General features: G+C 44.3%; 10 protein-coding genes and 8 tRNA genes. 7 read left to right on the top strand and 11 right to left on the bottom strand.

What is annotated here, in order from left to right; genetic code table 11:
• Positions 1–120: 120 nt before the first annotated feature.
• The 4 genes from yccS to FTV18_RS03600 all read left to right on the top strand — a co-directional run bounded on the left by yccS (position 121) and on the right by FTV18_RS03600 (position 6,720).
• Positions 121–2,295 (top strand): YccS family putative transporter, encoded by a 2,175-nt coding sequence (gene yccS / locus FTV18_RS03615; RefSeq protein ID WP_180011980.1) that lies wholly within the window; start codon positions 121–123, stop codon positions 2,293–2,295.
• 85 nt (positions 2,296–2,380) lie between these two features.
• Entirely contained in the window at positions 2,381–2,941 is a 561-nt protein-coding gene (locus FTV18_RS03610; RefSeq protein ID WP_004784963.1) for a YcxB family protein, read from the top strand.
• Positions 2,942–3,125: 184 nt separating this feature from the next.
• On the top strand, positions 3,126–5,828 hold the full coding sequence (locus tag FTV18_RS03605; protein WP_180011982.1) for a sulfite reductase flavoprotein subunit alpha: 2,703 nt from the start codon (positions 3,126–3,128) through the stop codon (positions 5,826–5,828).
• A gap of 97 nt (positions 5,829–5,925) precedes the next feature.
• On the top strand, positions 5,926–6,720 hold the full coding sequence (locus FTV18_RS03600) for a YdcF family protein (RefSeq protein ID WP_180012021.1): 795 nt from the start codon (positions 5,926–5,928) through the stop codon (positions 6,718–6,720).
• 17 nt (positions 6,721–6,737) lie between these two features.
• Here the strand turns inward: FTV18_RS03600 and FTV18_RS03595 are convergent, their stop codons facing one another.
• The 11 genes from FTV18_RS03595 to FTV18_RS03545 all read right to left on the bottom strand — a co-directional run bounded on the left by FTV18_RS03595 (position 6,738) and on the right by FTV18_RS03545 (position 9,601).
• The gene (locus FTV18_RS03595) at positions 6,738–7,199 is read right to left on the bottom strand and encodes a DUF2750 domain-containing protein (RefSeq protein ID WP_004784968.1); all 462 of its coding nucleotides are present in this window, start codon (positions 7,197–7,199) and stop codon (positions 6,738–6,740) included.
• Between the two features lie 70 nt (positions 7,200–7,269).
• A tRNA-Val gene (locus FTV18_RS03590) sits at positions 7,270–7,345 on the bottom strand.
• Between the two features lie 97 nt (positions 7,346–7,442).
• Positions 7,443–7,519: transfer RNA gene (locus tag FTV18_RS03585), tRNA-Asp, on the bottom strand.
• A gap of 23 nt (positions 7,520–7,542) precedes the next feature.
• A tRNA-Val gene (locus FTV18_RS03580) sits at positions 7,543–7,618 on the bottom strand.
• 30 nt (positions 7,619–7,648) lie between these two features.
• A tRNA-Asp gene (locus FTV18_RS03575) sits at positions 7,649–7,725 on the bottom strand.
• Between the two features lie 13 nt (positions 7,726–7,738).
• Positions 7,739–7,814: transfer RNA gene (locus FTV18_RS03570), tRNA-Val, on the bottom strand.
• Between the two features lie 21 nt (positions 7,815–7,835).
• Positions 7,836–7,912 (bottom strand) — tRNA-Asp (locus FTV18_RS03565).
• A gap of 49 nt (positions 7,913–7,961) precedes the next feature.
• Positions 7,962–8,038 (bottom strand) — tRNA-Asp (locus FTV18_RS03560).
• Positions 8,039–8,068: 30 nt separating this feature from the next.
• A tRNA-Val gene (locus FTV18_RS03555) sits at positions 8,069–8,144 on the bottom strand.
• A 510-nt stretch (positions 8,145–8,654) separates the two neighbouring features.
• The gene (gene elsL, locus FTV18_RS03550) at positions 8,655–9,167 is read right to left on the bottom strand and encodes a cell wall-recycling L,D-carboxypeptidase ElsL (RefSeq protein ID WP_159123377.1); all 513 of its coding nucleotides are present in this window, start codon (positions 9,165–9,167) and stop codon (positions 8,655–8,657) included.
• Positions 9,164–9,601, bottom strand: a complete 438-nt coding sequence (locus FTV18_RS03545) for a YbaN family protein (RefSeq protein WP_125278257.1) — start codon at positions 9,599–9,601, stop codon at positions 9,164–9,166. The genes elsL and FTV18_RS03545 overlap by 4 nt, the downstream gene beginning before the upstream one ends.
• An 88-nt stretch (positions 9,602–9,689) precedes the next feature.
• On the opposite strand from FTV18_RS03545, the gene FTV18_RS03540 reads away from it, so the two are divergent.
• From FTV18_RS03540 to dapE, 3 genes are all read left to right on the top strand, one after another.
• Positions 9,690–10,565 carry a DUF1853 family protein gene (locus FTV18_RS03540; RefSeq protein ID WP_004784973.1) on the top strand — a complete coding sequence of 292 codons (876 nt, stop codon included), beginning with the start codon at positions 9,690–9,692 and terminating at the stop codon, positions 10,563–10,565.
• 115 nt (positions 10,566–10,680) lie between these two features.
• On the top strand, positions 10,681–10,830 hold the full coding sequence (locus tag FTV18_RS03535; protein ID WP_004784975.1) for an entericidin A/B family lipoprotein: 150 nt from the start codon (positions 10,681–10,683) through the stop codon (positions 10,828–10,830).
• Positions 10,831–10,953: 123 nt separating this feature from the next.
• Positions 10,954–12,090 carry a succinyl-diaminopimelate desuccinylase gene (dapE, locus tag FTV18_RS03530; protein WP_004784977.1) on the top strand — a complete coding sequence of 379 codons (1,137 nt, stop codon included), beginning with the start codon at positions 10,954–10,956 and terminating at the stop codon, positions 12,088–12,090.
• Positions 12,091–12,132: the final 42 nt, after the last annotated feature.

Here is a 12,132-nt window from a genome sequence, read left to right as displayed (position 1 = left end):
AGGCAGACAAATTAACATAGCGCATAGTATGATTTACATGGAAATTAAAAGTTATAAATATACTTTTTCTCATATGTATATTCAGCTTTGCAGCAAAGACTGCAAGAGAAAGGATCACCGTTGAAATCTTGGCTCAATCGTCTTAAGCACGCGACTTATAACACGACCCTGATGTATAACCTGCGTATGCTGATCGCTTTTGCAGGCACTGCCTTTGTTCCCTATTTCATGGGACAGCAGTTAATGACTATTCCACTCACCCTTGGAGTGGTGGCCGCAGGTTTAAGCGATATTGATGACCGCTTTTCCGTACGTATCCTGAATCTGTTCTATACCTATTTAGGCTTCTTCATTACCGCAGTGGCAGTCTATCTGTTATTTCCTTATCCGCTGCTGTTTGCTTCTGCCCTCATTGTTTCTTGTATTGTCCTGATTCTGCTTGGCTCTCTCGGCCGGCGTTATGCCACGATTTCCTATGGCTGTCTGGTGATTTCTGTCTATTCCATGCTGGGGGTTGAACTTTTTGATGGATGGTATCAGCAGGCAAGCTTGCTGCTGATTGGTGCGGTCTGGTATGGCTTTTTGTCGACCCTGAGCTTTCTACTGTTTCCTGCGCGACGTGCACAGGATAATCTGGCCAAATGCTATGCCTCATTGGGTGATTTCCTGTATGCCAAATCGAATCTGTTCGATGTCGATATGACGGCAAAAAGTTATCAGCAAAGCATGATCGAGCTGTCACTGGAAAATGGCAAACTGATTTCAATTTTTAATGAAATGAAGACTGTCCTTCTGACCCGCCTGAAAGGTGACCGGGGTCAGAAAGATACTCGTCGTAGCCTGCAATACTATTTTGTAGCGCAAGATATTCACGAGCGTGCCGATTCTGCGCATATTGATTATCAGAAACTGGCCAAGATTTTTGAACACAGCGACGTTTTGTTCCGTTTTCAGCGCATCCTGTCGATTCAGGGCAAAGCCTGTAAAGACCTGAGTGAAAGCATTCAGCAGCGCAAAACCTATAAACATAATAAACGCTTCAAACATGCCTTTGAAAACCTGAGATTGTCCCTGGAAAAATTGCGTACAGAACAGCAGTATGATCAGGTCTGGATCAATGCCCTATTTGCTTTATTCCAGAATCTGAAATCCATTGATGCGCAGTTACGCAACCTGGAAACTGAACGTAATATCAAATTTGATCGTGCTAAACATATTGAAAACCAGCTCAAAGATGACGACCTGAAAGGCTGGGAAGATATCAAGATTCGGGTCAAGCAGCATTTGACGCCTGAATCCGTGTTGTTCCGTCATGCTATTCGCCTGTCGATTGTGCTGCTGATCAGTTATATCATTGTCCAGCTGACCGATATTCAATATGGCTACTGGATTCTACTAACTGCGCTTTTTGTCAGCCAACCTAACTTCAATGCCACCAAACGCCGCTTACGTTTACGCATCGTAGGAACATTGGCAGGTATTCTTTTGGGATATGCCATTTTGTACTTCATTCCTTCCGTTGAAGGGCAATTATTACTGTTAATTTTGAGTGGAATTCTGTTCTTTGAATTACGTAGTAAACAGTATGCACAGGCCACTGCCTTCATTACCATTCTGGCCCTGATCAACTTTAACTTGGACGGTATGGGCTTTGCCGCAGCTATCCCCCGTATGATTGATACCCTGATTGGCTGTGCGATTGCCTGGTTTGGCGTGAGCTTTATCTTCCCGGATTGGAAATTCCGTCGCTTGCCGCGCAGCATTAGCCGTAGCCTGCAGGCAGAATGTGACTACTTGAGTGAAGTGATTGAACAGTATAAATCTGGACGGAATAATGGTCTGACCTATCGCGTAGTACGTCGTGCAGCCCATAATACGGATGCTGAAGTGGCTTCCCTGATCTCGACTTTGGCCACCGAACCTGATTTTGATCCTGTGCAAAAATCACAGGCTTTCGAGTTCCTGTGCCTGAATCATACTTTTATCAGTTATATTGCCGCGCTGGGTGCGCATCGTGAAAAAATTCAGGATCAGGATGTGCTGGACTTGCTGGATCAAGCCCTAGAAAATATTCGTGGTGCCCTGCTCTATGATGAAGTCCCTGACCTAAGCACCCAGAATATGATCCAGAATATCCGTCAGCGTCTGTCACAACAGCAGGAAGAAGACCAGAAACCATTGATCATTTTGCAGCAACTGTCTTTAATGTTTAGTATCTTGAAGCAATTGAGTCAGTTAAAGCAAAGTTTAAGTCACGAACGTGATGAACAGGCCACTGAATTGGCTTCATTATAATTTGGCCGATTTTGGAACAATATACTCACTGAATCAGCACAATTAATGCTAAACTTTTTACAGTTTTAAATCTGTTAATTTCATTATGACCGCGAAAAATTTATACGCTTATACCTTACAGCCTGTGAACTATGAAATTTCAGAAGCTGAGCAGCGTCATGCTCAGCTGATGATCTGGCGTAGTACCAATAAAATTGGCATGAAAGCCTGGCTGATCATGGGTGCTATTGTTGCCTTATCTATTTTGGGAATTATCCTGATCAAGAACTACTCGACTGTCATCTGCTGGGTGGCGATTGTCTGTGTAGTATTGTATTACCTGATCCGTACTTTCGGTCTGGAATGGTATGTTAAACGCAAGATGAATGAATTTCCGGTACAGGAAATTAAAGGCATCCGTCTGGGCGTGCAACCGCATGGTATCGTGATGCGCCAAAAAATGGGCATGCAGGAAGGTGTAGGTGCTATTGGCTGGAAAGACATCTATGAATGGTATAACACGCCGGAATTCATGCTGATCAATTTTAAAGTCAAAGGTCAGCAAGGTGCTTATATCCTGCCTAAACGTTTAGACAGTAAAAACTTCTCTTTCGCGACCATTCGCAAGCATCTGCAAGAAGAAGTGGGCGCACCAAAAGAAATCTAAGATATATCCCGGTTTTGAAAGACCTCCTGTTTCGACATGGAGGTTTTTTTACGTCTACCTTTTATCCAACTCATCGACACAAATGATAATGAGAATAAATATTATCATCATAATCTATAATTTGTTCTAATTCTTCAGTTATAATTTGCCTACTTTTACACATACCACCATAAATCTGACCATCATGTTTAAAAAGACATTTTTCCAAATCCACTGGTTTCTGGGGATTACTGCAGGTTTGATTCTCTCAATTATGGGAGTCACGGGTGCTATTTATTCTTATGAGCCGCAAATCTTAAAATGGATGAATAGCGACAGTTATACTGTACAGGTTCAAGAGCGAGACAAGCTTAGCCCTGCCCAACTGTATCAACATTTCCAGACCCAAAACCCTGAAATGAAAATTAACAGTATTACCGTGGCACAGGATCCAAGTGCATCCAGTACGGTCAATATTGTAAAAGAGGGAGCACGTCGTGGTTATAACATGATGGTCAACCCCTATACGGCTGAAGTCTTACCTGAAATTAAAGGCCGTGAATTCTTCCAGTTTGTACAGCAACTACATCGTAATTTGACTGTAGGACCCGTCGGTAAGCAGATTACCGGTGCCTGTACCCTGATGCTGATCTTTTTCGTCTTGTCTGGCCTGTATTTACGCTGGCCAAAACGTCATTCGATCAAGCAATGGCTGGCAGTGAAGCCGCAACTGAAAGGCCGTAACTTTATCTGGGATCTGCATGCAGTGGTGGGTACCTGGGTGGTAATTTTCTACCTGATTCTGGCTTGTACCGGTCTTACCTGGTCTTATGGCTGGTGGCGTGATGGTATGTATAAAGTTCTGGGCGTAGAACGTCCACAACCAGAAATGCAGGCCAATGGCGGTCGCGGCGAAGGTGGGCCACGTGGTGAACGCGGACAACGTGGCGATGGTGAAATGCGAGGTGAAGGTCGCCAAGGTGGTGAACGTGGACCTCGCGGTGAAGGTGAAATGCGTGCCGAAGGTCGTCCAGATGGCGAACGTGGACCTCGTGGTGAACGCGGACAACGTGGTGAAAGCCTTGAAGAAGCTGGCATGAGTCCAGAAAGTATTTTACGTGCGCTGGATCAGAGCTGGACTGGCTTCAGAACTCAATTCGCAGGTAAATATTCGACTGTGACATTTAACCTGCCGAAAAAACCGGATGGTGAAATGCAGTTGAGTTTTGTTGACCCTGTGGCACAACATGAACGTGCCCGCAACAATGCGACTTATAATTATCGCAGTGCTGAATTTACCGAAGTCCAGCTCTATGAAGATAAAAAGCTCAATGAAAAAATCATGAGCAGTATGTTACCTGTGCACCGTGGCAGCTTTTTTGGTCCTATTTACCAGTTCCTGGTCATGATTGCTGCATTATTAATGCCATTGTTCTTCGTGACCGGCTGGATGCTCTATCTGAAACGTCGTAAGCAGAAAAAACTTACTCTGGCTGCACGCCAAGGGGCAACTGCCCTGCCTCTGGATCCAAATGCCAAGCCTTGGCTGATTGCGTATGCTTCACAAACGGGTGTCTCTGAACAACTGGCATGGCGCACAGCTACTGCCTTACAGGAAGCACGTCAACCTGTCAGCGTTAAAGCAGTACAGCAACTAAGCCTTGAAGATCTGCAACAGGCAGAACAGGTTCTATTTGTAGCCAGTACTTATGGCACAGGTGAAGCACCTGACCTAGCCTCCTCTTTTGAAAAGAAAATTTTGTCTGCCAAAGCGGATCTTAATCATCTCAATTATGCAGTTTTGGCTCTAGGCTCCCAGGAATATCCTGATACCTATTGCAGCTTTGGTCATCGGATCGACCAGTGGTTACAACAGAGTGGTGCCAAGCAGCTCTTCAAGACCATTGAAGTGGATAATGCCAATAATGAGCATATCCAGCAATGGACCAATGCCCTTGCCCATGTGACCCAGTTTGAATTGCAGGATATGGGTATCGATAAAACCTTCGATCAATGGACTTTGAGCAAACGTGAATTGCTGAATCCAGACAGTCTTGGTGCGCCTGCGTTCAATATTGAACTGGTTCCACAGCATGAAGCCGTCTGGCAGGCAGGTGATATTGCCGAAATCCAGCCAGGAAACAGCCCTGAACGTATCCGTGCATTTATAGAGAAATACCGTATTGCCGCGGGTACACAAGTGCCTTCTCTGAAGCAAAGTATCGAACAGGCACTTTGGAATCGTGATTTGACTCAGGTTGATCCTTTTGATTCAGTAGATGAGCTGTTACAGCAATTACCAACTCTTGCTACACGTGAATATTCAATCGCCAGTATTCCAAGTCAGCAAGTGCTACGTCTGGTCGTGCGTCAGCAATCTGATGCACAAGGCCAGTTAGGTCTGGGCTCAGGCTGGTTAACACAGCATACTGCCCTAAATTCACCGATTGCCCTGCGTATTCGCAAGAATCAATCTTTCCATCTGATTGCAGATAACCGTCCGATTATCTGTATTGGTAATGGTACGGGGATCGCAGGTTTGATGAGCTTGCTGAGTGCGCGTAACCGTCAGGACTATACTCAGAACTGGCTCATCTTTGGTGAACGTCAGCGTGCCCATGATTTCTTCTTTGAAGAAACCATTCAGGCCTGGCTGCAAATGGGTACATTAAAACGACTGGACCTTGCTTTCTCTCGTGACCAGCAGGAAAAAGTTTATGTGCATCATAAATTGCGTGAGCAAGCTGAAGAATTGAAACTCTGGGTCGCTCAAGGCGCCGTGATTTATGTGTGTGGTAGCATTAATGGCATGGCCAGCGATGTCGATCAGGCTCTGATTGAAATTCTCGGTGAAAGCACAGTGGATCAATTACGTCTGGATGGTCGTTATCGTCGTGATGTATATTAAGATCAGCTGATCTATAAAAGACCGGGCTTCATGCCCGGTTTTTTATTAATAAGATAGAAGAAAAGATAAAAAGATTAATAAAAATATGAGTATCCAAATATCCAGCCAACTTAAACGAAGTCTCAGCCTGATCTTTGGTTTGATCCTTGGCATAAACAGCCTCTGGTTAATAAGTCAGGGACAAAGACATTTCGGTGTTCTTTTGCCAATTTTCATTAGCGTAGCACTGATCCTGTATGCTCTGCTCTTTTCAGGCATTCAACGCTGGAAACAGCATTCCAGATTTAGAATCTGGTTCTGGAATAGCCTCTGGGCCGGATTTCTACTATGGATGATCAGTGTCGTAATCTTCTTTGCTTATATCCAGATGTCTATTCGTACAAATGAATCTACACAACCTCCTGCCGCTATTCTGGTTTTAGGCAGCGGGATTACGAATGGACAGCCCTCACCCATCTTAAAAAGCCGTCTGGATACCGCGGCAAAATATGCAGCACACTATCCAGATACTTTAGTGATTATGACAGGTGGGCGTAATTATCGGGAAAGGCAAAGTGAAGCTGAAGTCATGCAGCACTATATTAACACTACCTATCCAGAACTCATCAACCCCATTCAACTTGAAGATCGAAGCAGAAGTACTGCTCAAAACCTGATGTATTCTCAAGTAATATTGGAACAACAAAATATAAGTCAAAATGATCCGATTGCGATTGCAACCAGTGATTTTCATAGTCCCCGTGCACGCGCCATTGCCAGACACCAAGGTTATCCGCAAGTGATTAGTTTGAGTGCCAGCACTCCTCTTTATCTGCGCTATAACTCCTGGTTAAGAGAATATTTTGCCTTTTTGAGTGGCTGGTTGCTCAATGAATATTCACTATCTGAATAAGTGACTTAAGCATTAAATTAATTTAAACGGATATGCCTTGGCGAAGGAATCGCTGGATTTTTGAATAGTTCAGGTTTCTGTACATAGACCTGATACAGGTAATTTTTAAGATCCAGCAAAAGTTTTTCAGGCGCGACCAGAATATTCTGCCCTTCCGGTGTCAGATCCAATGACACAATAGTGCTTTCCTGACGTAAGAAAGGAATGACCTTTTCAACAAAATCTTTGAGGGTAATTTCCTGAATCTGGTAATTGGCCCAGTTATCTTTAATGAGTAGTCTGGCCAGACCTTTGCTTTGCCAGGTCGCGAAAGCACGCTGTCCTGTCGGCGTGGCACATAAAGCCCAGCCCTCTTGGTAAAGTGCAAAAATGCCACCTTGGGCAACAATAGCTTCAATAAAATTTTTATAAACTTGTAGCGGATCGTAGGCGGTATTTTGCGATTTGATCGCTGCCTTGCGCTGATATGGATTTCTCATAGTCTGAAATCTTCAAATTATTATAGACTTCGAATTCTATGAAATATTCAGGATTTAGGCAAGAAAGATATGGTGGGCGCTGACGGGATCGAACCGCCGACATTCTGCTTGTAAGGCAGACGCTCTACCAACTGAGCTAAGCGCCCTGAAGAATAAAATAGCAGTGCTATTTTATGATGCAAGACAAGCGAAGCGCGTAGTCTTGAATTTTGAAACACATTTTCCACATCAGGGAATGAAAAATGGCGCAGCGGACGGGACTCGAACCCGCGACCCCCGGCGTGACAGGCCGGTATTCTAACCAACTGAACTACCGCTGCATCGCGTATATCTTTAGAAGATATGGTGGGCGCTGACGGGATCGAACCGCCGACATTCTGCTTGTAAGGCAGACGCTCTACCAACTGAGCTAAGCGCCCTTAAAGGGTCAAACTGTTTGATTCTTAGGATGGCGCAGCGGACGGGACTCGAACCCGCGACCCCCGGCGTGACAGGCCGGTATTCTAACCAACTGAACTACCGCTGCATCACAAAAAATCTGGTGGGCGCTGACGGGATCGAACCGCCGACATTCTGCTTGTAAGGCAGACGCTCTACCAACTGAGCTAAGCGCCCTCAAAAGGTCTATCATGTAAATGGCGCAGCGGACGGGACTCGAACCCGCGACCCCCGGCGTGACAGGCCGGTATTCTAACCAACTGAACTACCGCTGCACTTACACAATGTCGCTATTGTGGCAAACGATTTATCAAGAACTTAAAGTGGCGCAGCGGACGGGACTCGAACCCGCGACCCCCGGCGTGACAGGCCGGTATTCTAACCAACTGAACTACCGCTGCACTATAAGTGTCTCAACTTTGAAAGAAGCTTGGTGGGCGCTGACGGGATCGAACCGCCGACATTCTGCTTGTAAGGCAGACGCTCTACCAACTGAGCTAAGCGCCCTTTCAAATCGACTTCATCGCTTGATGAGGTGCATTATAGAGAATCTTCACAGACTGTCAAACGCTTTTCTGACTGTTTTCTGCTTTTTCGGTGTGAGTGATTAAAAAATAGGTTGATTGTTAAAAAAAACAACACTTTTTGTTTATTTTTTAAGTCTATACCGATTTTTTAAAGATACTCTGTGAAACTAAAAGCCGGATTTTTACGGTTTTACTCATGAAAATTGAGACCAGAACATGCAACAGACTTCAGTATTGCTGAAAGATTATACAAAGCCCAACTCACTGCAACGTTGTGATCCTGTAATCTTTATTTTAAGAGCTTGCAGCCCTCTAAAAACAAATCGATGACTTTTATTGGCGGGCTATAAATCCTGTTTCTAACTCTATTTGTCTATAAAAGTAGAGTACATAGATGATCGATGACCTCATCTACTTTCCCTTATTTAAATAGAAGATATTTCAATTAATTTTAAATCATCCACAAATTTTCTTATGTCATTTAAGTCATTTAAACAGTCAGATTCAAAGGCTGTTCTGAAATATAGACCAGTGCATCTTCATTCACCAGTTCAAACAGCTCGGCCACATCCGTATTCCGCATGCGGATACAGCCATGTGACATTGCAATACCCATCGGCTCAGAATCAGGCGTACCATGAATATAGATATAACGTTGGTAAGTATCACAACCCTCGCCCTGGTTAAAACCTTCTTCAAGCCCACTTAGCCATAAGATCCGGCTGAGAATCCAGTCTCGCTGCGGGAATTGCTGTGCCAGTTCTGCATTATAAATTTCACCTGTCGCTTGACGGGCAATAAACACACTATTTAAAGGTGTCTGCTGGCCAAACTTTTCAGCGACTTTATGCCATCCACGAGGCGTCTTGCCACTATTTTCTGCTTCACCTATGCCATTCTTACCCGTAGAAATCAGGTACTGCTTATTATATTTTGGCAAATATAGTTTTTGTTGGGCGAGATCAATCAGGATTTCTGCCTGATCCAGCTGCAAATGGCTCATGACTTCTCTTTCTCTGTCTTGATAGTTTCTAGTTCTACTTTCTTTGTGGCCATGTGTTCTGGATGGATTATGTCCTGAACTGGTTCGGGTCGACGCCATAACCAGATCGCCACAATCAGCATGGTCACATCAGTAAAGATTTTGACTGCCAGCGGTGCTGTCGTAAATAACATGATAATGCCACTGATGAACATCATGATACTGGCCAGCCATTTGGCCTTGCGTGGCACAGTACCATTGGCACGCCAGGCTCTTAAAGTCGGACCATATTTTGGATGATTCAGCAGCCATGCATCCATCTGTGGCCAGCCTTTGGATGCCGCCCAAGCCGCCAGAATTAAAAATACTGTAGTTGGCATGCCGGGCAAGATTGCGCCGATAAAACCCAGTACGACAAATAGTACGACCAGGCTTCGCCAAAACAATATTTTCATAAATCGGTCCTACCCACAAAATTAGGGGTAGTATAAAGTGTTTTTAAAATCTGTCCGTTGTATTTGTGCACTTTTCACAGGATGTGCTATGCCCTTTTCCAGTCTAAATCATCATCTTGTAGAAGCATGGCAATATTATCAGCATCCTTTGGTGCGGCAACTGGCATTTGCTGTCGGTAGTCCAAACCTTCTGTCTCAAATTCCAGACGAACTTGAAGTCGTCCATGCTTTTGACTTACATGATTCTGAGACTTGGCAACATCACCTGCAAAATTATCATCCACGTCTGAAATATCTGGACCGGCATCCAGAAGAGCTGGAGCAATTCGTGCAGCAGCTTAAAAGCACCCGGCTGGGTTTGCGCTTTGAAATGCTTGTCTGGTTCTGGCTGCTGGATGATGCCTATCATCCTTATAAGCTTTTAGGTCATAGCATTCAGAAAATTGACGGCGCTAAAACACTGGGTGAACTGGATTTTCTGTTATTCAATACAGAGGCTGGTCTGACTGAACATTGGGAAGTGGCGCTGAAATACTACCTCGCAGAAGCCGATTTTAGCCTGCCAAACTGGTATGGCCTAAACCGCACCGATACTTTAATCCGTAAAATGAAGCATTTTACCCAGAAACAGTTTCAGTTTGATGAGGCTCTGGATCAGCAGATTGAGCAGCGTTTCTGCATGTTAAAAGGCCAGCTTTATCTTCCAGTACATCGTGCAGATCAGACCTTACCTGACTGGGTCAATACCCAACGTCGCATAGGCTTATGGGGTCAGCAGATTCCCGACCCAGCGGCTAACTTCTATCGTTTACAACGTCATGAATGGATTTATCCTAATGCGCAGATCAGCAGTTCAAGTCCCTATTGGTGGACAAATGGACTTTATAAAAAGGCTGATCAAGAGGATTTTTATATGTATCGCAGCCCGCTTCTACTACCCTTTCCTGCGCATAAACCCTTTTAAAACATTACATTTATTAACCGAAGCACTATGAAAACCACATATTTTTTATGTCGTATATTTTCTAATCTTAGTTCCACATCATAATAATTTTATTATCGATAATACGGAGATGATGATGAAAAAAATTCTTGCTGCTTCATTGGTAATGGCTTTTGTTTTAACTGGCTGTAACACTGTCAAAGGTGTGGGTAAAGACGTTTCTAAAGCAGGCGAAGCTGTAACAGGCACTGCAGAAAAAACTTCTGAAGAAATCCGTCAAAACTAAACTCTTTCTAGCTTCTCCACAAACCCTATCTCAGATAGGGTTTTTTTATGCAGAACATTCACATTACAGGCCATATTCGCCTATCATAGAGCCGACAAATTTATCGACTTATGAATCCATCGTATGACATCTTCCGCGACTCTTGATTTAAGCCTGCAATTATTACGTCAGCCTTCTGTGACCCCTATTGATCATGACTGCCAGAATATCATGGCAGAACGTTTGAAGAAGGTGGGTTTCAATATTGAATCAATGCGCTTTGAAGATGTTGATAATATTTGGGCGCGTAAAGGTACTGAAGGCCCGGTTTTCTGTTTTGCTGGCCATACCGATGTTGTGCCAACCGGCAACCTGGATGCCTGGAACTCTGACCCATTTGCGCCAGAAATTCGTGACGGCAAGCTATATGGCCGTGGTAGTGCCGACATGAAAACCGCCTTGGCTGCGATGGTTGTAGCCACTGAACGTTTTGTCGAAAAATATCCGAATCATAAAGGTTCAATTGCCTATCTGATCACTTCAGATGAAGAAGGTCCATCGATCAATGGTACGGTAAAAGTGATTGAAACTCTGGAAGCCCGTAACGAGAAAATTACCTGGTGTCTGGTAGGTGAACCATCAAGTACCAACAAACTGGGTGATATTGTCAAAAATGGCCGTCGTGGTTCATTGAATGCCAACTTGACTGTAAAAGGCAAACAAGGTCATGTAGCTTATCCGCATCTTGCAGTGAATCCAATTCATACAGCATCTAAAGCCATTGCCGAACTCTGCGAAACAGTCTGGGATAATGGCAATGAATACTTCCCTGCGACGTCTTTCCAGATTTCAAATATCAATGCCGGTACCGGTGCAACCAACGTTGTTCCAGGTACGATGAACCTGCTCTGCAACTGGCGTTATTCAACTGAAGTGACTGCTGAAGAACTAAAAGCACGTATGCTTGAAATTCTGGATCGTCATGGTGTGGACTATGATATTTCATGGACTTTATCTGGCCTGCCATTCCTGACACCAGTAGGTGAGCTGGTGAATGCCGCTAAAGATGCCATTTTAACTGTGACTGGTACTGAAACTGAATTATCAACTTCAGGCGGCACCTCAGATGGTCGTTTTATTGCGCCTACCGGTGCACAAGTCCTAGAACTCGGTGTACTGAATGCCACAATCCATCAAATTAATGAGCATGTCGATATTGCAGACCTTGAACCACTGGCTGAAATTTATGAGCAGATTCTGGTGAACCTGTTAGCCAATTAATCACCAGATGTAAAAAAAGGAACTCAGAAGAGTTCCTTTTTT

The organism is Acinetobacter sp. YH12241 (genome assembly GCF_013417535.1).
GTDB lineage: Bacteria > Pseudomonadota > Gammaproteobacteria > Pseudomonadales > Moraxellaceae > Acinetobacter.
The sequence above is the reverse complement of the archived record's forward strand: the minus strand, read 5'-3'. Positions and strand labels throughout refer to the sequence as shown.

Excerpts from the sequence above, each read along its gene's own strand:
- FTV18_RS03610 (WP_004784963.1), top strand. The coding sequence starts at position 2,381 with ATGACCGCGAAAAATTTATACGCTTATACCTTACAGCCTGTGAACTAT.
- FTV18_RS03605 (WP_180011982.1), top strand. The coding sequence starts at position 3,126 with ATGTTTAAAAAGACATTTTTCCAAATCCACTGGTTTCTGGGGATTACT.
- FTV18_RS03595 (WP_004784968.1), bottom strand. The coding sequence starts at position 7,199 with ATGAGAAATCCATATCAGCGCAAGGCAGCGATCAAATCGCAAAATACC.
- elsL (WP_159123377.1), bottom strand. The coding sequence starts at position 9,167 with ATGAGCCATTTGCAGCTGGATCAGGCAGAAATCCTGATTGATCTCGCC.
- FTV18_RS03545 (WP_125278257.1), bottom strand. The coding sequence starts at position 9,601 with ATGAAAATATTGTTTTGGCGAAGCCTGGTCGTACTATTTGTCGTACTG.
- FTV18_RS03540 (WP_004784973.1), top strand. The coding sequence starts at position 9,690 with ATGCCCTTTTCCAGTCTAAATCATCATCTTGTAGAAGCATGGCAATAT.
- FTV18_RS03535 (WP_004784975.1), top strand. The coding sequence starts at position 10,681 with ATGAAAAAAATTCTTGCTGCTTCATTGGTAATGGCTTTTGTTTTAACT.
- dapE (WP_004784977.1), top strand. The coding sequence starts at position 10,954 with ATGACATCTTCCGCGACTCTTGATTTAAGCCTGCAATTATTACGTCAG.